At 71.3% G+C, this 19,933-nt stretch carries 16 protein-coding genes; 9 read left to right on the top strand and 7 right to left on the bottom strand.

What is annotated here, in order from left to right:
• Positions 1-6: 6 nt before the first annotated feature.
• From OHN74_RS34005 to OHN74_RS33990, 4 genes are all read right to left on the bottom strand, one after another.
• The gene (locus OHN74_RS34005; protein WP_006376935.1) at positions 7-234 is read right to left on the bottom strand and encodes a 4Fe-4S dicluster domain-containing protein; all 228 of its coding nucleotides are present in this window, start codon (positions 232-234) and stop codon (positions 7-9) included.
• Between the two features lie 54 nt (positions 235-288).
• Positions 289-1,059, bottom strand: a complete 771-nt coding sequence (locus tag OHN74_RS34000) for a GntR family transcriptional regulator (RefSeq protein WP_327698389.1) — start codon at positions 1,057-1,059, stop codon at positions 289-291.
• 178 nt (positions 1,060-1,237) lie between these two features.
• Entirely contained in the window at positions 1,238-2,848 is a 1,611-nt protein-coding gene (locus OHN74_RS33995) for a carboxylesterase/lipase family protein (RefSeq protein ID WP_327698388.1), read from the bottom strand.
• Between the two features lie 105 nt (positions 2,849-2,953).
• Positions 2,954-3,526 (bottom strand): RICIN domain-containing protein, encoded by a 573-nt coding sequence (locus OHN74_RS33990; protein ID WP_327698387.1) that lies wholly within the window; start codon positions 3,524-3,526, stop codon positions 2,954-2,956.
• Positions 3,527-3,758: 232 nt separating this feature from the next.
• On the opposite strand from OHN74_RS33990, the gene OHN74_RS33985 reads away from it, so the two are divergent.
• Complete coding sequence (locus OHN74_RS33985; RefSeq protein ID WP_327698386.1) at positions 3,759-4,199, top strand: VOC family protein; 441 nt, start codon at positions 3,759-3,761, stop codon at positions 4,197-4,199.
• Here OHN74_RS33985 and OHN74_RS33980 read toward each other — a convergent pair.
• The gene (locus OHN74_RS33980) at positions 4,173-4,871 is read right to left on the bottom strand and encodes a helix-turn-helix transcriptional regulator (RefSeq protein WP_327698385.1); all 699 of its coding nucleotides are present in this window, start codon (positions 4,869-4,871) and stop codon (positions 4,173-4,175) included. The two genes, OHN74_RS33985 and OHN74_RS33980, sit on opposite strands and share 27 nt — an antisense overlap.
• 35 nt (positions 4,872-4,906) lie before the next feature.
• Complete coding sequence (locus OHN74_RS33975) at positions 4,907-5,854, bottom strand: AraC family transcriptional regulator (protein WP_327698384.1); 948 nt, start codon at positions 5,852-5,854, stop codon at positions 4,907-4,909.
• An 80-nt stretch (positions 5,855-5,934) separates the two neighbouring features.
• On the opposite strand from OHN74_RS33975, the gene OHN74_RS33970 reads away from it, so the two are divergent.
• The gene (locus tag OHN74_RS33970; RefSeq protein WP_327698383.1) at positions 5,935-6,798 is read left to right on the top strand and encodes an NmrA family NAD(P)-binding protein; all 864 of its coding nucleotides are present in this window, start codon (positions 5,935-5,937) and stop codon (positions 6,796-6,798) included.
• Between the two features lie 34 nt (positions 6,799-6,832).
• Here OHN74_RS33970 and OHN74_RS33965 read toward each other — a convergent pair whose 3' ends face one another.
• Entirely contained in the window at positions 6,833-7,984 is a 1,152-nt protein-coding gene (locus tag OHN74_RS33965) for a YihY/virulence factor BrkB family protein (RefSeq protein WP_327698382.1), read from the bottom strand.
• Between the two features lie 664 nt (positions 7,985-8,648).
• Between OHN74_RS33965 and OHN74_RS33960 the strand changes: the two genes are divergently transcribed.
• The 7 genes from OHN74_RS33960 to OHN74_RS33930 all read left to right on the top strand — a co-directional run bounded on the left by OHN74_RS33960 (position 8,649) and on the right by OHN74_RS33930 (position 19,916).
• Positions 8,649-9,872 carry a heparan-alpha-glucosaminide N-acetyltransferase domain-containing protein gene (locus tag OHN74_RS33960; protein WP_327698381.1) on the top strand — a complete coding sequence of 408 codons (1,224 nt, stop codon included), beginning with the start codon at positions 8,649-8,651 and terminating at the stop codon, positions 9,870-9,872.
• Positions 9,873-9,924: 52 nt separating this feature from the next.
• Positions 9,925-12,480 carry a Pls/PosA family non-ribosomal peptide synthetase gene (locus OHN74_RS33955; RefSeq protein ID WP_327698380.1) on the top strand — a complete coding sequence of 852 codons (2,556 nt, stop codon included), beginning with the start codon at positions 9,925-9,927 and terminating at the stop codon, positions 12,478-12,480.
• Positions 12,477-14,822 (top strand): non-ribosomal peptide synthetase, encoded by a 2,346-nt coding sequence (locus tag OHN74_RS33950; protein ID WP_327698379.1) that lies wholly within the window; start codon positions 12,477-12,479, stop codon positions 14,820-14,822. Before OHN74_RS33955 ends, OHN74_RS33950 begins: the two co-directional genes overlap by 4 nt.
• Before the next feature lie 35 nt (positions 14,823-14,857).
• Positions 14,858-15,880, top strand: a complete 1,023-nt coding sequence (locus tag OHN74_RS33945) for a TauD/TfdA family dioxygenase (protein WP_327698378.1) — start codon at positions 14,858-14,860, stop codon at positions 15,878-15,880.
• Positions 15,877-16,917 carry a 2,3-diaminopropionate biosynthesis protein SbnB gene (gene sbnB, locus OHN74_RS33940; RefSeq protein ID WP_327698377.1) on the top strand — a complete coding sequence of 347 codons (1,041 nt, stop codon included), beginning with the start codon at positions 15,877-15,879 and terminating at the stop codon, positions 16,915-16,917. Before OHN74_RS33945 ends, sbnB begins: the two co-directional genes overlap by 4 nt.
• Positions 16,918-17,014: 97 nt before the next feature.
• Positions 17,015-18,022, top strand: coding sequence for a 2,3-diaminopropionate biosynthesis protein SbnA (sbnA, locus tag OHN74_RS33935; protein WP_327698376.1), 1,008 nt, complete (start codon positions 17,015-17,017; stop codon positions 18,020-18,022).
• A gap of 259 nt (positions 18,023-18,281) precedes the next feature.
• On the top strand, positions 18,282-19,916 hold the full coding sequence (locus OHN74_RS33930) for an acyl-CoA dehydrogenase family protein (protein WP_327698375.1): 1,635 nt from the start codon (positions 18,282-18,284) through the stop codon (positions 19,914-19,916).
• The last annotated feature ends 17 nt before the right edge of the window (positions 19,917-19,933 follow it).

Genomic DNA, 19,933 nt, shown 5'->3' with positions numbered 1-19,933 from the left:
AACCTTTCACCGGAGGAGGTAGGGCATGTTGACGGTGACCGCGCCGGTGGGGCAGCGGGCGGCGCAGGGGCCGCAGTACCAGCACTCGTCGACGTGCATGTACGCCTTGCTGGTGTCCGGGTCGATGGCGAGGGAGTCCAGCGGGCACATGTCGACGCAGAGGGTGCAGCCGTCGATGCACTTGGACTCGTCGATCGTGACGGGCACGTCGGCACGCTGGGGGACGAGAGGCATGGCTGTCTCCGGGATTCGGCTGGCGAGGGGTGTGAGAGAGGAGGAAGGGGTGGGTCAGGCGGACCGGTGGAGCAGTCCGCGCATGGTGATCCGGTCGCCCCGGAAGCGGATGAACTCCAGGTCCACGGGCCGCCCGTCGGACAGACAGGTGAGCCGTTCCAGCATCAGTACGGCCGCGCCGCGCGGGGCCTCCAGGACGGCGGCGGAGTGCGCGTCGGCGGTGACGGCCTCCAGGGTGATCTCGGCGGTGCCCAGGCGCCGTCCGGTGATCTGTTCCAGCAGCCTGAAGACGTCGGTGTTCTCCAGGTCGGCGCCGAGGAGTTCGACGCCGATGTCCATCGGGATGTAGGTGAGGTCCAGCGACAGCGGTACCCCGCCCAGGCGGCGCAGCCGCTCCACGTACAGCACCTCGGCGCGCGCCGGCAGTCCGAGGCGGGCGGCGACCGGTCCGGGCGCGGGGACCGGGCTCATGGTGCGGACCTCGTTGGTGACGTGGCCGTGCTCGTGCAGGGTCTCCGCGAGCCCCATCAACCGGTCCAGGCCGTGCGGGTACTTCTGGCAGGTGACGACCGTCCCGACGCCGGGCAGCCGCTCGACCAGCTGTTCGGTGCGAAGCAGGTCCAGGGCCTGGCGCACGGTGTTGCGGGACGCGCCGTAGTCGGCGCCGATGGCGTCCTCGTGCGGGAGTACGCCGTCGGGGAAGCCCTCGGTCAGGAGCTGGTGGCGGAGCAGGTCGGCGAGCTGCCGTGCCCGGTCGGCGCGCAGCCGGCGGCGACGCGCGGCCGCGACGGGCGCGGTGTGTTCGCGAGTGCGGTCGGCGGGCATCGGGGCTCCAGGGTGGCCGGGGGTTCGTGTCCCCCGGACCATAACCGTGGGCCGCCCTCGGTGGTGTTGCGGCAGTGTTGCGCCACTCCGCCGTCGGTCGTTCACCGGTGTGAACTGGTCATTTGCCGTCAGGAGCGGCAGATCCGCCACCTGGCCGGATCCCGTCCGGCGGCGGTGATCAGCGCCGGGGAACACCGCCGGGGCGGCGAAGACGTCGTACGACGGACAGCGGCTCCGCACCCCGTACGCCCCGTAGGGGCAACCGGGGCCGCACGGCCGACCCGGGTTCGGACTCCGGAGCCGTCGGGGGCGCGGCGGCCCGGTCGGCGGCCCACAGGGCCAGTTCGCGGTCCCGTGGGCCTTCCACGGTGTGCGGGTCGCCGTCACCGAAGACGCGCACCGGGTGCGAGGCGTCCCAGGGCCGCCAGCCCGGGTCACCGTCGACGGCGAAGCGCACCCACGCCGTGTGCATGGCCTCGGCGAGTTCCTCCGGGGCGCCCTGGCCCGCCAGCTTGGCGGACTCGGGGGCCAGGTGAGTACCGAACACGAATCCCAGTTCGAGGGCATGGCAGGCACCCAGGCCGGGCTGGTCGGACGGCCACGCAAATTCGTACACATGTGCACTGCCGCCCTCGCCCCGCGCGTCCGCGAGCCGGTGCAGCGGTACGCGGAGCAGGTGGTCGGTGACCAGCTGGCCGACGAGGTCTGCCGTGCCGGCGTCCGGGTGCAGGGTGCGATAGCCGCGCGGAACCTCGGGACCGCAGTGGCAGCGGGCCATCGCCCCGGCCAGGGCGACCGCGCCGAGCCGGTCGACGCGCTCCATCAGCCCGCCGGGCACCAGCCACAGCCGGTACTCGTCCCGGGTCCAGCCCAGGAGCAGGTCGACGTCGGCGGCGGCCCCGTCGACCAGTGCCTCCAGGGGGTCGCGGGGCACGAGGTCGCCGTCCACGACGATGCCGAAGGCGGGCCCGCCCAGCACGGGACTGCTCAGCCGCCCCACCTCTCCCTGGACGCGCAGCAGCAGTTCCCGGTCGACGGCCGCGAAGGCCTCGGCGGTCGCCGGGATCTTCAGCCGGGTCGCCATCCGGCGCACCATCCGCCGTACCTTGTCCCGGTCGCTCACCTCGGGCGGCCCGCTCTGCAGCACCGCCCGCCGGAAGAGCCCCCGGGCGCGCGGGGAGGCGAGTAGTGCGCCGACGCTGATCGCTCCGGCCGACTGACCGAAGACGGTGACGCGGTCGGGGTCGCCGCCGAAGGCCGCGACCGACGCCCGCACCCACTCCAGCGCGGCCAGCTGGTCCCGCAGGCCGGGGTTCGGGGGCGCGTCGGGGAAGAGGCCGTAACCCTCCACGCCCAGGCGGTAGTTGACGGAGACGAGGACCACGCCGTCACGGGCGAAGGCGTGACCGTCGTAGACGGGAACGGCCGAGGAGCCACGGGTCAGGGCGCCGCCGTGGATCCACACCATGACGGGGAGACGGGCCCCGTGCCCGGGCTCAGGTGTCCAGACATTGAGGTTGAGACAGTCGTCGCCGGGCACCACGGGGTCCGACAGCAGCCGGGCGAAGGCCTCGGAGTACGGCGGTTTCGGCGCGGTGGGACCGAAGCCGCCCGCGTCGCGCACCCCGTCCCAGGGGGTGGGCGGCACGGGCGGCCGGAACCGGCGGGGGCCGAAGGGCGGTGCGGCGTACGGGATGCCGCGGAACACGGCGATCCCGTCGCCCTCGTACCTGCCACGGACGTCCCCGTAGGGCGTCCGCACGACGGGCTGCTTCGATTCGTCCCTCATCTGCCCACCAGCTCCCTCGCCGCCGCTCGTGAACCGTTCAGATCAGAGCAACACATGACCTGTCGGTATTCCCGCGGAAGGAGCCATTCGGTGGGTGCGGTGCCGTCAGCCCGCCAGGTTCAGGGTCCAGGTGCGGGACCGGTCCCTGTCACAGTCGAACTGCACCAGTGGGATGTTGTTCTCGGTGGACCGGCCGCCGGCGACCGTCGCGCACTTGCCCGTCTGGTCGTTGACGAGTTCGTAGGCGCCGCCGTCCCAGTTGACGAGGCTCCAACGGCGCGAGGGGTCCGAGTCGCAGTCGAACTGGACCAGTTCGACGTTGTTCTCGGTCGAGCGTCCGCCCGCGACCGTCGCGCACTTGCGTGTCTGCGCGTTGACGAGCTGGTAGGAGTTGTCGTTTCCGCCGGTGAGCTTCCAGCGGCGCGAGGGGTCCGTGTCGCAGTTGAACTGGACGAGCCGTACGTTGTTCTCGGTCGAACGCCCGCCCGCGACCGTCATGCACTTGCCGGTCTGCGGGTTCCTGACCTGGAACGCGGCTCCCGAGACCACTGCCGCGGAGTCCCGCGATTCCTGATTCTCCGGCTGGGCGACGGTGGGAGTCGGCAGCAGCAGGACGCCGCCGGCGAACAGGACCGTCGACGCCGTCAGAAGCCGATGTGCCCGAGTGTGCTTGCGCATGGCAGCACTCCTCTCATGGCAATGGAGAGGTCAGCGAGGTGTGGGGCGGTGGGCAGCCACGGTCGGGAGACCGGGCGGGCTCCTTGTGCGGGGCTCGGCCACCGATCAAGGTGCAGCTGTCCTTCCCACTATTCGTGCCCCCCGCCGGGCCCGCAACCGGGGGTGGACCGGGGATGCCGACGTGTCCGATTCGTTCAAGACCGGCCTTGGGCACCCCGCCTAGCCTGGCCGTATGACTTCACAACCGACCCCACGCCCCACGCCCCGGTTCGACGCCATCGGCATCGTCACCGCCGACCTCGCGGCCTCCGTCGCCTTCTACCGTCGACTCGGGCTCGACTTCCCCGAGGGGGCCGAGCAGCAGCCGCATGTCGAGGCCGAACTCCCGGGCGGGATGCGGCTGTTGCTGGACACCGAGGAGACGGTCCGGTCCTTCCGCCCCGGGTGGCGGCCCCCCAGCGGCGGCGGGCGGACCGGGCTGGCCGTACTGTGCGGCTCGGCCGCCGAAGTCGACTCCCTGTACGAGGAGTTGGTGGGTGCGGGGTATCGGAGCGAGCTGAAGCCGTGGGACGCCGTATGGGGACAGCGGTACGCGTGTGTGCTCGACCCGGACGGCAACGGCGTCGATCTGTTCGCCCCGCTGGACTCAGCCGTCCCCTCCCCCACCGAGTAGCCTCCCGAGCGGCATCCCCGTCAACTCCCGTACGTCCCGGGCGAGGTGGGCCTGGTCGGCGTACCCCGCACGGGCGGCCGTCTCCGCGAAGGGCATCCCCTTCCGGGCCAGGGCGAGCGCTCGCTGGAGGCGGAGGATGCGGGCCAGCGTCTTGGGGCCGTAGCCGAAGGCGGTGAGGGAGCGGCGGTGCAACTGGCGTGCGCTCAGGCCCAGTTCGTCGGCCGTACGCGCGACCGGGCGGCCCGCCCGCAGAGCCTCGACCAGGCCGTCCAGCAGGGGGTCCGGCCGCTCCGTGTGCGCCGCCCGTTCCAGTGCCAGCTCTTCCAGCGCCGTCGCCGGGTCCGCCACCGCGTCGAAGCGTGCCCTCAGGCGTCGCACCTCGGCCGCTCCCCACAGGTCGGCCAACTCGACGCGCCGGTCGCGGAGTTCGTGCGCGGGTACGCCCAACAGGGCCGGCGCCGTGCCGGGACGGAAGCGGACGCCCGCCCAGTGCGCGGGGGCGCCTTCCGGAACGTACGGGCGGGTGTCGGGACCCGCGACCAGCAACCGGCCCTCGCTCCACAGCAGGTCCATGCAGCCGTCGGGCAGAACGGGCCGCGCGTCGCCGAGGCCGGCCGGGGTGTTCGTCCACACCGTGGCGCCCGGCAGTCGGGAGGGCCGTTCCTCGTACACGTACGACACGCTACGCCGCCGGGTGCCCGCGTCCGCTAGATCCGCACCGGGTCCCGCCGCGCCCGATGTTCCTGAGGACTGATCCCGTACACCCGCTTGAAGGCGCTGGACAGGGCGAAGGCGCTGCCGTAGCCGACCTGGCGGGCGATCGCGTCGAGGGTGTGGTCCGTGTCGCGCAGGCGGTCGGCGGCCAGGGCCAGGCGCCAGCCGGTGAGGTAGGTCATCGGGGGTTCGCCCACCAGGTCGGTGAACCGGCGGGCCAGGGCGGCCCGCGACAGCCCGGCCTCGGCGGCCAGTGAGGCCACTGTCCAGGGGTGGGTGGGGTCGTCCTGGACCAGACGCAGTACGCGCCCCACGACCGGGTCCGCCAGCGCCCCGTACCAGGCCGGGGCCGCCGCCTCCGGGCGGGAGAACCAGGCCCTCAGGGCCGCGATGACCAGCAGGTCGAGCAGTCGGTCCAGGACCACTTCCTGGCCGGGTTCGTCGCGCCCCACCTCGTCCATGAGCAGCGGTGTCAGGGGGCACTGCCACACGTCGGAGGTGAGCGACAGCAGCGGCGGCAGGGCGTCGAGCAGCCGGCCGCTGATCTCGCCCTGCATGAGATATGTGCCGATCAGCATCACGGCCGAGCCGTCGAGACGGTCGCCCCAGGTGCGTACTCCGAGGTCCATCACCCCGTTCAGCGAACGGCCGTCCGGATAGCGGCACTCGGCGCCGGGCAGGATCACCGCCTGCGGGGGCGTCGCCGGGTCGTCCGCGCAGGTGTAGGGGGCGGGGCCGCGCGCGATGGCCAGGTCGCCGGCCCGCAGATGCAGCCGCTCCCCCGCGTCCGGGGTGATCCAGGCGTCGCCCCGCACCATGAGCATCACCGTCAGGAGTGCCTCGTCCTCGACGCGCACGCACCACGGCGGGTCGAAACACGCGCGGATCATGAAGGCGCCACGCGCGCGTGGACCCTCCAACAGGCCTGCAAGGGCATCCATGCGGCCAGGGTAGACGCGTACGCATGGGAATGAGCCGTTCAGCGATGGGCGCCCGGATCGCGCGGCCGTTGACTTGAGGCATGACGCAGAACACGGAGAACAGGCAGAGCGACGACAGTGGCCGCGACGGTACGACCGTGGTCGTCACCGGGGCCTCCGGGCGGACCGGCAGCCGGGTCGCCGAGGCGGTGCGCGGCGCCGGGCTCACCGTGCGGGCCGCGTCCCGTGCGCAGGGCTTCGACTGGACGGATCGGACCACCTGGGCGGACGCCCTCGCGGGTGCGGACGCCGCGTATCTGATGTATCCCTCGGACGTGGGTTCGCCCTGCGCGACCGAGGGCGTCGGGGCGCTGGCCCGGGAGGCGGTGGGGCTCGGGGTGCGGCGGCTGGTGCTGCTGTCGGCGCGCGGGGAGGAGCAGGCCCGGGCGACGGAGGAGGCGTTGAAGTCGTCGGGCGCGGACTGGACGGTCGTACAGGCCTCGTGGTTCGCGCAGAACTTCAGCGAGGGGCCGCTGGTGGAGGGGCTGCGCCACGGTGAACTCGTCTTCCCCGCAGGCGAGGTGAGGGAGCCGTTCCTCGATGTGCGGGACATCGCGGACGTGGTCACCGCCGTGTTCGTGTCCGGGGAGCGGTATGTGGGGCGGACGTTGGAGCTGACCGGGCCGCGGCTGCTGAGTTTCCGGGAGGCGGTGGCGGAGATCGCCGCGGCGACGGGCAGCGGGCTGACGTACACGCCGGTACCGGCGCGGGCGTACGGGGAGACGCTGGAGGGGTTCGGGGTGCCGCCGGAGGAGGCCGCGTTCCTGGTGGAGGTCTTCGAGGGGCTCCTCGACGGCCGCAACTCCCGTCTCACGGACGGCGTCCGGCAGGTCCTCGGCCGTGAGCCGCGCGAGTTCTCCGACTTCGTACGGGAGAACGCGGCGGCCGGGGTGTGGAAGGTGTGAGGCCGCGGCAGGCAGTGGACGAGCCCGTTCCCCGTCACTTCTCGGGGGGCGGGCCCTCCCCTGTCTTGGGCGTGCTCTTCACGTGCGCCCGCAGCCGGGACGTCACGTCCTCCGGGGGCAGGAAGCGCGACCAGCGTTCCGGGAACTCGGAGGGCATGTCGCAGTCGTCGGGGTCGTCGGGCTCGTAGGCCCGGGCGGCCGACATCCGGGCGACGTACTCGGCGGCCTCCTCCTTGCGAATCCGTTCGTTGGCGGCTCGTGCGGCGGCGGTGGCGGCGGCGGGCCAGACACGGTCGATCGCCGCGTTGACGGCGGCCCCGACGAGCACCGCGAACGCGGACACGCCGACCCACAGGAGGACGGCGACGGCGGCGGCGAGCGATCCGTAGATCGTGGCGCCCTCGATCGTCTTGGTCAGGTAGATACGCAGCAGGAAGCTGCCGAACACCCACATGGCGAGGGCCATGAGCGCGCCCGGGACGTCCTCGATCCACGGGGAACGCACGGGCACCGACACGTGGAACAGCGTCGTCAGGAAGGCGATGGACAGCAGGATCACCACGGGCCAGTACAGGACCTGTACGAGCGTCTCCGACCACGGCAGGACGCTGAGCACGGCGTCCGGACCCGCCACCATCAGCGGCAGCGCGACCGAGCCGATCAGCAGTGCCACGACGAACAGCACGAAGGCGACGAGCCGGGTCTTGACGATGCCGCGGACGCCGTCGAGGCCGTACATCACGGTGATGGTGTCGATGAAGACGTTCACCGCGCGCGAGCCGGACCAGAGGGCGAACAGGAATCCTATGGAGATGACGTCGGGCCGGCCGCCCTTCATCACGTCGTTCAGGATCGGCCGGGCGATCTCCGCGACGCCCTTGTCCGACAGGACCGTGCGGGACGCCTCCAGGATGTTGGTCTCCAGGCTGGTGATGGTGTCGGTGCCGGTCCAGTCGTCGACGTAGCCGAGCAGCCCGATCAGGCTCAACAGCAGTGGCGGCACGGAGAGCAGCGTGAAGAAGGCAGCCTCCGCCGCCAGACCCAGGATCCGGTACTCGATGCACGAGTTGACGGTGTCCTTGAGCAACAGCCACGCGGTCCTGCGCTTGGAGACGTTCCGGTAGAGGACGCGCGCACGGTGGAGTCGGCCGCTGGGGCTCTCTGGAGGTTCACTTGCTGCCTGCACGCCCTAACGGTATCGGGCGGGCGCCACCCCTCTCACCCTCCGGTGCCCCGGCCACGGCGCAGCGCCCGTACGCCGCTTCCTTCCCTCCGTTCCCGTGACGCGGCAGAAAACGAAGGGAAACCCAGGGGAAACCGGGCGGAACGATACAGCAGCCAAATCGAATACTATTTCTGTCATGCCCTTGGCGGCCATATTCCGGCGCCCGTAAACGGAATACCGCCGGGCAATTACACCTGCCCTTCGGAAAGCTTCCTGGTGAGGCGGGTGAACAGGCGGTCGCCAACTGTACGAAAAGTCGTGACTCTGTAACAGGAAAGCGACATTACGCCGGGCCACCTTGACCCGTTCATAACCGGGTCGAAACAATTCGGATTGCATTCTCCGGGGCACACCCGCCCAAGGGAGTGCGAACCGAGACGACACGGGGGCATCCGGGCTCCGACCAAGCCCGATCGAGCCGCGTTGCCCGTGATCCGCACGAAAACGTGCGGGTCGACGCCGTGCCGCACACCGCGCTCATCGACAATTTCCGCTCATACGTCTCATACCTCGTTTCGTCCCGTACGCCATTTCACATATCGCGTCATCTGTCACTTCCGCCCTCAGCTGCACCGCGGTCGCACAGCGGACGCGAAATCCATCGTGCCAATTTACGGAGCGATCCATGCCTTTATCGACACCGCGCATTGCCGGTGTAGACGTGGTCCGTGGCCTCGCGCTGCTCGGTATGTTCTCCGTGCACGTATTCGGAGCGTTCGAGCCGGACGATTCACCGACGGTGGCCTGGCAGTTGGCGGGCGGTCGGTCCTCGGCGACCTTCGCACTGGTGGCCGGAGTCGGCCTCGCCTTCACCACCGGCGGCCGCACTCCCAGGGTCGGCCGCGGCTCGCTCACCGCGGTCACCGCCCGGGCGCTGTCCGTCGGTCTGATCGGGCTGCTGCTGGGCTACGCCGCCAACGCGGGCGGCCTCCAGGTCGACGTCATCCTCGCCTTCTACGCCCTGCTGTTCCTGCTCGCCCTGCCTCTGCTCGCCCTGCGGGCACGGACGTTGGCCTGTATCGCCCTCGCCCTGGGCGTGGTCGCGCCGTTCCTCGTCCACCTGCTCCGGGGGGCGCTGCCCGAACCCGCCTTCGACGGTGATCCGACGCTCCAGGACGTCGTCACCGACCCGGCCGGCCTCCTCGGCGACCTGCTCGTCCACGGCCCCTATCCGGTCCTGGCGTGGACGGCGTACCTGTGCGCAGGGCTCGCCATCGGGCGCCTCGACCTCTTCGACCGGCGCACCGCGACCCGGCTGCTGACCGGCGGGCTGGCGCTCGCCGCCACCGCCTGGCTGGCCTGTTCGTTGTGGCTCTTGCGCTGGGGCGGTCTGGAGCGGCTGCGGCAGAACGAGTTCCCCGACGCCATCGGGCCGCACGCCCGCGACGAGGTCCTGTGGGACACCCCGGACGGCGCGACCTGGTGGTCGATGCTCTCCCGCGCCCCGCACTCCACCTCGCCGTTCGACCTGCTGCACACCCTCGGCGCGGCCACCGCACTGCTCGCGGCGGTCCTGCTGCTGACCCGGATCGCCCTGGTGCGGCGCGCGCTGCTCCCGTTGGCGGCCGCCGGGAGCATGCCGCTGACCCTCTACACCGCCCATGTCCTGTTCCTCGCCACCGGAGCGCTGAACGGCTCCCCCGACCTCCAGTACGCCGTGCTGGTCGCGGGCTCACTGCTCTTCGCGGTCGGGTGGCGGTTCACCAGGGGCCGGGGACCCCTGGAGGCCCTGGTCGCGGGAGCGGCACGGCGCGCCCGGGACTGGGAACGGAGGCGGGCACAGGGGAGCCCGCCCGAACCGCCGGTCCACCGATCGGAACGATCCGAAAGCCAAGACCAGCACCACTGAGGAGTTCATCGTGGGGGGAAAAGTGGGGGGAAAACCGATCGAGTTGGCGCCCATGTCGCCGACCGATCCGACCAAGCACACGGCCAAGGACGTGACCAGGCACCCGACCGGCGCCGGGGGCGGCACCGAGCAGATCCTCGCCGAGGTGCTCGCGGGTGTCGTGAAGAGGGACCACGTCCCGCTCGACAGCCACTTCTTCGACGACCTGGGTGCCAACTCCCTGATCATGGCGCACTTCTGCGCCCGGGTCAGGAAGCGTGACGATCTGCCGTCGGTGTCGATGAAGGACGTCTACGGCAGTCCGACGATCCGGAGCCTGGCGGCGGCGCTCACCGGCGCCCCGGCCGAGGCGCCCGTCGCACCGCCGGCCGAGGCTCCGGTGCCCGGCAGCACCTGGCGGTATGTCCTGTGCGGGGCCGCGCAGTTGCTCGTCTTCGCCGCGTACTGCCTCCTCACCGGGCTCTGCACCGTCGAGGGCTACCGGTGGATCAACGCCGGTTCGGGGGCAGTCGACGTCTATCTGCGGTCGGTCGTCTTCGGCGGCGCCGTCTTCGTGGGGATGTGCGTACTGCCGGTGGCCGCCAAGTGGGTGCTGGTCGGCCGGTGGCAGCGGGCCGACTTCCCCGTCTGGGGGCTCGCCTATCTGCGCTTCTGGACGGTCAGGGCCCTGCTCAACGCCAATCCGATGCGCCTGTTCGCCGGAAACCCGCTCTACGTGCTCTACCTGCGGGCGCTGGGCGCGCGGATCGGCAGGGGCGTCACCATCCTCTCGCCCACCGTGCCGGTCTGCACCGACCTGCTCACGGTCGGCGCGGGCACGATCATCCGCAAGGACTCGCACTTCCTCTGCTACCGGGTCGTCGCCGGACGCGTCCAGACCGGCCCGGTCACCCTCGGCAGGAACGTCCACATCGGCGAGAAGACCGTCCTCGACATCGGTACGTCGATGGGTGACGGATCCCAACTCGGCCATTCCTCCGCACTGTTCGAGGGCCAGGCGGTGCCGGCAGGCCTGCGCCGGCACGGCTCGCCCGCCCAGCCCACGGACGTTGACCACATACGGATCCCCGGCGCCCGCTGCTCCACCGTCCGACGGGCCCTCTACGGCCTCGCCGCCCTCCTCCAGCTCCTGTTGGTGTACGTGCCGTTGGCGGTCGGAGGCGGATTCCTGCTGCTCGACCTGGCACCCCGCCTTGAGGCGCTGTTCGACCCGGACGTGGCCGACATGGCCTCGGTCCGGTTCTACGCCGAGGCCGTGGGCCTCTCCCTCGCGCTCTTCGCCGCCGTGATCGTCGTCGGAGCCGTGACCGTGTCCCTGGTCCCCCGGCTGCTGAACCTGGTGATCCGGCCCGACCAGGTCTATCCGCTGTACGGCCCGCACTACTCGGCACATCGGGCGGTCACCCGCCTGACCAACCTCAAGTTCTTCAAGTGGCTGTGCGGCGACAGCTCGTTCATCGTCCACTACCTGCGGGCCATCGGCTACGACCTCTCGCACGTCGAGCAGACCGGCTCCAACTTCGGTACGGAGATGCAGCACGAGAACCCGTATCTGGTCTCCGTCGGCCGCGGCACGATGGTCGCCGACGGACTGTCGGTCCTCAACGCCGACTACTCCGCCACGTCCTTCCGCGTCTCGCGGGCGTCGATCGGAGCGCACAGCTTCCTCGGCAACCACATCGCCTACCCCACCGGGGGCCGCACCGGCGAGAACGTCCTGCTGGCGACCAAGGTGCTGGTGCCGCTCGACGGAGAACTCCGGGAGAACGTCGGGCTGTTGGGCTCACCGTCCTTCGAGGTCCCGCGGTCGGTGGAGCGCGACAGCAGTTTCGACCATCTGCGCGAGGGCGACGAGTTCCACCGTCGTCTCGCCGCGAAGAACCGCTACAACCTGCGCACGATAGGCCTGTTCCTGTTCGTCCGCTGGCTGCACTCGTTCCTCCTGACGGTGCTCGGCTTCGCCGCGTTCGCCGTGTACGGCACGCACGGCATCGCCGCCGGCGCGCTGGTCGGCGCCTCCCTGGTCGTCGGGCTCGTGCTCACCGCCGGGTACTACGTGCTGGTCGAACGGCTCATCACCCGGTTCCGCAGTCTGGTGCCGCAGTTGGTCTCCATCTACGACCCGCACTTCTGGTGGCAGGAACGGCTGTGGAAGGTGCCGGTCGACTTCCTCGTCGTGTTCAACGGGACGCCGTTCAAGAACCTGCTGTGGCGGCTGCTGGGCGTCCGTATCGGGCGCCGGGTCTTCGACGACGGCGTCTCCATCACCGAGCGCACGCTCACCACGATCGGCGACGACTGCACGCTCGGCGCGCACAGCAAGATCCAGGCCCACTCGCAGGAGGACGGCACCTACAAGTCCGACCACATCGTCCTCGGCCGGGGCGTCACGCTCGGCACCGGCGCGCTCGTGCACTACGGCGTGTCGATGGGCGACGGTTCCCAACTCGCCCCGGACTCCTTCCTGATGAAGGGCGAGGACGTGCCGTGCCTGGCCCGCTGGGGCGGCAACCCGGCGGTGGCCCTGCGCAGCGACCAGATCGCACCGGCCGGACAGACCGACCAGATCGCACACACCGCACAGATTTCGACGGGGGCAGCCCGATGAACACGATCCCACGCTGGATACCCGGCCCGGTCCCGGGCAACGACCCGCAGCACAACCGCCACTCGGTGTACGCCGAGTACGAAGTCCCCCTCGACTCCAGCCTGTTGAGGTCGGCCTCGTTCGAGTCCGCGCTGCTCGCCGCGCACGCCAAGGTGCTCGCCGCGCTCTCCGGTGAACGGGAGGTCACCACCGGCTACGTGGCGGTGAAGGGCGGCCGGCCCGTGCCCCGCCGGATGCTGGTCGGCCCCGGCTCCTGGCGAGAACTGCTGGCGATGACGGACCTCGCCGACGAGGTGGGCGCGGTCGACGAGCCGCCGTACGAGACCGTGCTCGACCCGCACGGCGGCAACCCGGCGGACGACGGTGCCGTGCTGCATCTCAGCGTCCGCGGGCGCACCCTGCGGCTGCGCCACCGCACCGATGTGCTCGACGCCGGCGCGGCTGCCCGGATCGCCGGCTACCACCTCACCGCGCTCTCCCTGATGACCGCCGACCCGGACGCCGACCACGAGTCGCAGAGCCTGCTGTCGGGAGACGAACTCGCCTTCCAGCTGGACGGGTTGGCGGGACCCGCCCGTGAACTCCCGGACCGCCGGGTGCACGAACTGTTCGAGGAGCGGGTGCGGAAGCACCCGGACGCGGTGGCGGCCGTGCAGGGCGGCACGGAGTGGACCTACCGGGAGCTCAACTCCCGGGCGAACCAGCTCGGTCGGGCGCTGCTGGCCCGCGGGCTGGCCCGTGAGGGCGTGGTCGCCGTGGTCACCGAGCGCAACCTCGACTGGATGGCCGCCGTGCTCGGGGTGCTCAAGGCGGGCGGTGTCTATCTGCCGGTCGAGCCGCACTTCCCGGCCGAGCGCATCGCCGCCACCCTCACCCGCGCCGAGTGCGCGTTCGTCGTCACCGAGCACGGCAGCACCACCACGCTGGACGGGACGGTGACGGACGTACCGAGGCTGTACGTCGACGAGGTCTGGGCGGAGGGGCACCCGGGCGACGACCTCGGGGTGAGCGTCGGCGCGGACCAACTGGCGTACATCTACTTCACTTCCGGTTCGACCGGTGAGCCCAAGGGCGCGATGTGCGAGCACGCGGGTTTCGTCAACCATGTGCTCGCCAAGCTGGAGGATCTGGGCGTCGGCGAGGGGCAGGTGGTCGCGCAGACCGCTCCCCAGTGCTTCGACATCTCGCTGTGGCAGCTGGTGTCCGCGCTGCTCGTCGGCGGCCGGACCCTGTTGGTCGGACAGGACGTGATCCTGGACGTGCCCCGGTTCGTGGACACGATCGTGGACGGCCGGGTCAATGTCCTCCAGATCGTGCCGTCGTATCTCGAAGCCGTGCTGGCGGAGTTGGAGCGGCGGCCACGCCAACTGCCCGACCTGCACTGTGTGTCGGTCACCGGGGAGGCGGTGAAGCGGGAGCTGGTGCAGCGCTGGTTCGCCGCCCAGCCCGGCATCAGGGTCGCCAACGCCTATGGCCTGACCGAGACTTCGGACGACACCAACCACGAGGTGATGGACCGGGTGCCGGACGGGCCCCGCGTTCCGCTCGGCCGGCCCGTGCGCAACGTACGTGTGTACGTCGTCGACGAGCACCTCGCGCCCGTGCCGCTCGGGGCGCCCGGCGAGATCGTGTTCTCCGGGGTGTGTGTCGGGCGCGGGTACGTCAACGACCCCGAGCGCACGGCGGCGGCCTTCGTGCCGGACCCGTACCGGCCCGGCGAGCGGCTCTACCGCAGCGGTGACCACGGGCGCTGGCTGCCCGACGGCAGGCTGGAGTTCCTCGGCCGCCGTGACACCCAGGTGAAGCTGCGCGGCTTCCGGATCGAGATCGGCGAGATCGAGAACGCGCTGCTGCGGGTGCCCGGGGTCCGGGACGGTGCCGTGGTGGTCGTGCGGGGCGCACGACTGGTGGCGTTCTGCACGGGTGCCGAACTCGTCGGCGTACAGGAGCGGTTGGCTCGGGCGCTGCCCGCCTACATGGTTCCGGCGGCCGTGCACTGGCGGGAGCGGCTGCCGCTCACCGCCAACGGCAAGACCGACCGCAGGACGCTCACCGCGCTCGCGGAGGAACTCGCCCTGGCCGAGGACCGCGCCGGGGAAGGCGTGCTGGGGCCGGAGACCCCCGCCGAGCGACGGCTGGCCGCCGCCTGGGCCGAGGTGCTCGGCGTGCCGTCGGACCGGATCGGCCGCCTGGACCACTTCTTCGACCGCGGTGGCACCTCGCTGTCCGCGGTCCGGCTCGCGATCGCCCTCAACCGGGCGATCACCCTCAAGGACGTCATCCGCCACCCGGTCCTCGCGGACCTGGCCGAGCTGCTCGACACGCCGGCCGCCACAGCCTGACGACGGCCGCGCGCCGCACCGAAAGGAACGACACCATGACACTCTCATCCGCTTCGTCGACCTCGACTCCCGTACCCCAGGCCGTCCTTCCCGGCATCGAGCTGCTCCCCGGCCGGCCGCCTACCCTGCGCACCCCGCCCGTCGCCGACCCCGCCGAGTGGGCGGGCGTCCACCGGGACGCGCTGCGCGCTGCCGTCGCCGAGCACGGCTCGCTGCTGGTGCGCGGCCTCGGCCTGCACGAGCCGGCCACGACCGGCGCCGTCCTGCGGCGGCTGGCCGACGGCCTGATGAGCGACCAGGAGGCCTTCGCGCCCCGGCGGCGGTACGCCGACGGCGTGTACTCGTCCTCCAAGTGGCCGCCGAACCAGCCGATGTGCATGCACCACGAGCTGAGCTACGCGCAGGAGTTCCCCGGCCTGCTGCTGTTCGCCTGTCTGGAGGCGCCCGCCGAGGGCGGCGCGACCGGGGTGGCCGACTCGGCGGCCGTGCTCGACGCGCTGCCCGCCGAACTCGTCCAACGCTTCGAGCGGGAGGGGTGGTTGCTCACCCGGACTTTCAACGACGAGATAGGCGCGACGGTGGCCGAGGCCTTCGGCACCTCCGACCGGGCCTCGGTCGAGCGGTACTGCCGGGCCCACGCCATCGAGTTCGCCTGGGAGCTGGACGGCTCCCTGCGCACCCGCCAGCGCCGTGGGGCCGTCATGCGCCACCCGGTCACCGGTCGCCGCTGCTGGTTCAACCAGATCGCCTTCCTCAACGAGTGGACGATGGACCCGGAGGTCCACGAGTACCTGGTCGACGTGTACGGCGCCGACGGTCTCCCCTTCAACACCCGCTACGGCAACGGCGATCCGATCGGTCTGGACGTCGTCCAGATCCTCAACGAGGTGTACGAGGCGCACACCGTGCGCGAACCGTGGCGCGGCGGCGATCTGCTGCTCGTCGACAACATCCGTACGGCACACAGCCGGGAGCCCTTCGAGGGGCCCCGCGAGGTCCTCGCCGCCCTCGCCGACCCGGTCCGCCGCACCGACTCCACCGAAGGGACAGCCTCATGACCACGAACCCTGTCACGGTCCCGCCGTTCTCCGTCATCTCCGGTGAGCAGGTCCAACAGGCCCTCCAGGGGCGGGAGTCGGACGTCGTCGACCTGGTCGAGGCGGTGTACCGGCTGCACGGGGCCGGGGACTCGGTGAACCCGCCCTCGTACTTCCTGCGGTTCCCCGACCGTCCGTCGTCGCGGATCATCGCGCTGCCCGCGTCGATCGGCGGGGACGTGCATGTGGACGGGCTGAAGTGGGTGTCCAGTTTTCCGGAGAACGTGGCGGCCGGGATTCCGCGGGCGTCGGCCGTGCTGATCCTCAACGACCACGACACCGGCTATCCGTTCGCCTGTCTGGAGAGCTCCATCATCAGCGCCTCCCGCACGGCGGCCTCGGCCGCGCTGGCCGCCGGCCGGCTGAGCCGGGGGCGTATCCGGCCCACGCGGGTGGGGTTCGTCGGGACCGGGCTCATCGCCCGCTACATCCACACCTATCTGGCCGCCACCGGCTGGGAGTTCGACGAGACGGGCGTGTTCGACCTGTCCGCCGACAGCGCGGCCGGCTTCCGGGGCTATCTGGAGCGGTCGGACGGCGGCGGCGGCAAGGTCATCGTGCACGACAGCGCCGAACAACTGGTCAGGTCCAGCGACTTGCTGGTGTTCGCCACCGTCGCCGCGAAACCGCACATCCACGACGTGTCGTGGTTCGACCACCATCCGCTCGTCCTGCACGTCTCGTTGCGCGACCTGGCACCGGAGATCCTGCTCGCCTCGGCGAACTACGTCGACGATGTCGAGCACTGTCTGAAGGCGGAGACCTCGCCGCATCTGGCCGAACAGCTCACCGGCGGCCGGGAGTTCATCGACGGCACGCTGGACGACGTACTCACCGGGCGCACAAAGGTCCCGGTGGACCGGCCGGTGGTGTTCTCGCCCTTCGGCCTCGGGGTGCTCGACCTCGCCGTCGGCAGGTTCGTCCACGACGAGGTGGCCCGCCGAGGCGAACTGCGTGTCGTCGACGGCTTCTTCCACGAACTGCGCCGGCACGGCTGACCCCGTCAGGGGGGTCGGCCGCAGCGCCCCGGTCACCGGGTGCCGTGCCACAGATCAGGCGCGCCGCACACAGGCGCGCCGCACACAGGGGGACAACATGCCAGTCATTTCCCAACCATCGGACTTCAACGAGGATGAGCTCTACGTCGACCTCCGGGCCACCGTCGGGCTCCCCCTCTTCCTGAAGTGCGAGGGCTTCAACTTCGCCGGTTCGATCAAGATGAAGGCCGCCTACGAGATGGTGACGGCCGCCGAACGGGACGGCAGGCTGCGGCCGGGGTCCGTTCTCGTGGAGTCCTCGTCGGGCAATCTGGGCGTGGCGCTCAGTGTGCTCGCGGCGAGCCGGGGCTACCGGTTCCTGTGCGTGACGGACTCGCGCTGCAACGCACAGGCGATTCGCACGATGGAGGCGCTGGGCAGCCGGGTGCACGTGATCGACCGGCCCGATCTGCACGGCGGTTTCCTGGGCGCCCGGATCGGTTACGTCCGCGCGCTGTGTGCCTCCGACGAGCGGTATGTCTGGCTCAACCAGTACGACAACCAAGGGAACTGGCGGGCGCACTACCGCACGACAGCGCCGTCGATCGCCCGCCGGTTTCCGGGCCTGGACGTCCTGTTCGTCGGGGCCGGCACCACCGGCACGCTGATGGGCTGCGCGCGCTGGTTCTGGCAGTGGAACCGGCGGGTGCGGATCGTCGCCGTGGACGCTGTCGGCTCGGTCACCTTCGGTGGTCCGCCCGGACCCCGGATGATCCCGGGCCTGGGCACGAGCGTACGGCCGCCGCTGCTCGACGAGTCGTACCTCGACGAGGTGATCCACGTCGAGGAACCGGACGCGGTGCGCGTCTGCCGCCGGCTGGCCTCCAGGGGCTTCCTGTTCGGCGGGTCCACGGGCACGGTGATCAGCGGGGCGACCCAGTGGCTGGCCCGGCACGACGGAAGCGACCTCACGGCGGTGGCGATCGCGCCGGACCTCGGCGAGCGCTACCTCGACACCGTGTACCACCCGGGCTGGCTGGAGGCCATCCAGGGCGAGCGGGCCGCCGGCCAGAATCTGGCGTCCCTCGCCTCCGACGAACTGGCGGCACTCTCCCGGCCGGCCTGACCCGCGGGAACGGTCGTGGCCTGACCAGCCGGCTCGTACGATCGTCCGCTCGCCGGCGTGCGGGGCCCTGCTCCACCGGAGGACGGGGCAGGGCCCGCGTCGCCTCTGGCACACCCACAGGGTCGGGCCGCACCGGGCTGTGTCCACCAGCGGCCTCCGGTCCGGGGCCTCCCGGGCCGGGCCACGCCCAGGACCGTTCGGGGCGTGCGGCTGAACGGGCTCACTCCTGGTCAGTCGGCAGGGGCGGTAGGTTCCTCGTATGGCAGCCAGCACCCACACCGTGACCAACCAGGTGCCGCCCCTGGTCGGATATGACGTGTTCACCGCCGACAAGGCCCTGGTCGCGGCCGTCGAGCGGCACCTGGACCCCGGGCTTCTGGACGAAGCCCGGGACGACCTCTCCGGACTGGGACGGTCCGCCGGTTCCGCGCAGGTGCAGGAATGGGGAGCGCTCGCCAACGAGAACCCCCCGAAACTGCGGACGCACGACCGGTACGGCAACCGGATCGACGAGGTGGAGTTCCATCCGGCCTGGCACCGGCTGCTCGGCAAGGGCGTCTCGGCCGGTATGACGGCGGCCTGGACACGGCCGGGCGGGCATGTGCGGCGGGCCGCGGGTTTCGTGGTGTGGTCGCAGGCCGAGGCGGGGCACGGCTGCCCGCTGTCGATGACCCACGCCGCGGTGCCCGCGCTGCGCACCGACCCGGCGCTCGCCGCCGAGTGGGAGCCCCGGCTGACGTCCACCGTCTACGAGGAGGGGCTCGGGCGGGCGGACCGGAAGGCCGGTGTGCTCTTCGGGATGGGCATGACGGAGAAACAGGGCGGCAGCGACGTACGGGCCAACACGACCGTCGCGAGGCCGCTCGCCGAGGACGGGACGTACGCGCTGACGGGCCACAAGTGGTTCTGCTCGGCGCCCATGTCGGACGGTTTCCTGGTGCTGGCGCAGGCCCCCGGCGGGGTGACCTGTTTCCTGCTGCCGCGCGTCCTGGCGGACGGCACGCGCAACGAGTTCCGGATCCAGCGGCTCAAGGACAAGCTGGGCAACCGGTCCAACGCCTCCGCCGAGGTCGAGTTCGACGGGACGTGGGTGCGCCGGGTCGGGGACGAGGGGCGCGGGGTGCGCACCATCATCGAGATGGTCTCGGCGACCCGGCTCGACTGTGTGCTCGGCGCGGCAGCGCTGATGCGGCAGGCGGTCGCCCAGGCCGTACACCACTGCACGTACCGCGAGGCCTTCGGCGGGAAGCTGGTCGACAAGCCGTTGATGCGCAACGTGCTGGCCGATCTGGCCCTGGAGTCGGAGGCGGCGACGACGCTCGCGCTGCGGCTGGCCGCCGCCTATGACGACGGCGGCGAGCAGGAACGGGCGTTCCTGCGGCTCGCGTTGCCGGCCGCGAAGTACTGGGTGACCAAGCGCTGCACCCCGCTGGTGGTGGAGGCGTCGGAGTGCCTGGGCGGCAACGGCTATGTCGAGGAGTCGGGCATGCCCCGGCTGCTGCGCGAGTCTCCGCTCAACTCGATCTGGGAGGGCGCCGGGAACGTCCAGGCGCTGGATGTGCTGCGGGCGATCCAGCGGGAGCCCGCCGCCCTCAACGCGTTCCTCCAGGAGGTCGGGAAGGCGCGCGGAGCCGACCACCGTCTGGACGGTGCCATCAAGGACCTGCTGACCGAACTCGCCGACCTGGACGGCATCGAGGGACGGGCACGGCGGCTGGTCGAGCGGATCGCGCTGGTGCTCCAGGGCTCGCTGCTGGTCCGGTTCGCGCCCCCGGAGACCGCCGACGCGTTCTGTGCCTCGCGACTTGGCGGCGACTGGGGCAGCGCCTTCGGCACCCTCCCGCACACCCTGGACCTGGCGTCGGTCGTGGAGCGGGCACGGCCGGTGGCGTAACCGTTCGACCGCTCATG

It is taken from the genome of Streptomyces sp. NBC_00459 (assembly GCF_036013955.1).
Taxonomy (GTDB): Bacteria; Actinomycetota; Actinomycetes; order Streptomycetales; family Streptomycetaceae; genus Streptomyces.
Note: the sequence above shows the minus strand (reverse complement) of the source record. Positions and strands in the feature narration are given on the sequence as shown.

Excerpts from the sequence above, each read along its gene's own strand:
- OHN74_RS33975 (WP_327698384.1), bottom strand. The coding sequence starts at position 5,854 with ATGGATGCCCTTGCAGGCCTGTTGGAGGGTCCACGCGCGCGTGGCGCC.
- OHN74_RS34000 (WP_327698389.1), bottom strand. The coding sequence starts at position 1,059 with ATGCCCGCCGACCGCACTCGCGAACACACCGCGCCCGTCGCGGCCGCG.
- OHN74_RS33990 (WP_327698387.1), bottom strand. The coding sequence starts at position 3,526 with ATGCGCAAGCACACTCGGGCACATCGGCTTCTGACGGCGTCGACGGTC.
- OHN74_RS34005 (WP_006376935.1), bottom strand. The coding sequence starts at position 234 with ATGCCTCTCGTCCCCCAGCGTGCCGACGTGCCCGTCACGATCGACGAG.
- OHN74_RS33950 (WP_327698379.1), top strand. The coding sequence starts at position 12,477 with ATGAACACGATCCCACGCTGGATACCCGGCCCGGTCCCGGGCAACGAC.
- OHN74_RS33945 (WP_327698378.1), top strand. The coding sequence starts at position 14,858 with ATGACACTCTCATCCGCTTCGTCGACCTCGACTCCCGTACCCCAGGCC.
- OHN74_RS33995 (WP_327698388.1), bottom strand. The coding sequence starts at position 2,848 with ATGAGGGACGAATCGAAGCAGCCCGTCGTGCGGACGCCCTACGGGGAC.
- OHN74_RS33930 (WP_327698375.1), top strand. The coding sequence starts at position 18,282 with ATGGCAGCCAGCACCCACACCGTGACCAACCAGGTGCCGCCCCTGGTC.
- OHN74_RS33960 (WP_327698381.1), top strand. The coding sequence starts at position 8,649 with ATGCCTTTATCGACACCGCGCATTGCCGGTGTAGACGTGGTCCGTGGC.
- OHN74_RS33970 (WP_327698383.1), top strand. The coding sequence starts at position 5,935 with ATGACGCAGAACACGGAGAACAGGCAGAGCGACGACAGTGGCCGCGAC.
- OHN74_RS33955 (WP_327698380.1), top strand. The coding sequence starts at position 9,925 with ATGTCGCCGACCGATCCGACCAAGCACACGGCCAAGGACGTGACCAGG.
- OHN74_RS33985 (WP_327698386.1), top strand. The coding sequence starts at position 3,759 with ATGACTTCACAACCGACCCCACGCCCCACGCCCCGGTTCGACGCCATC.
- sbnA (WP_327698376.1), top strand. The coding sequence starts at position 17,015 with ATGCCAGTCATTTCCCAACCATCGGACTTCAACGAGGATGAGCTCTAC.
- sbnB (WP_327698377.1), top strand. The coding sequence starts at position 15,877 with ATGACCACGAACCCTGTCACGGTCCCGCCGTTCTCCGTCATCTCCGGT.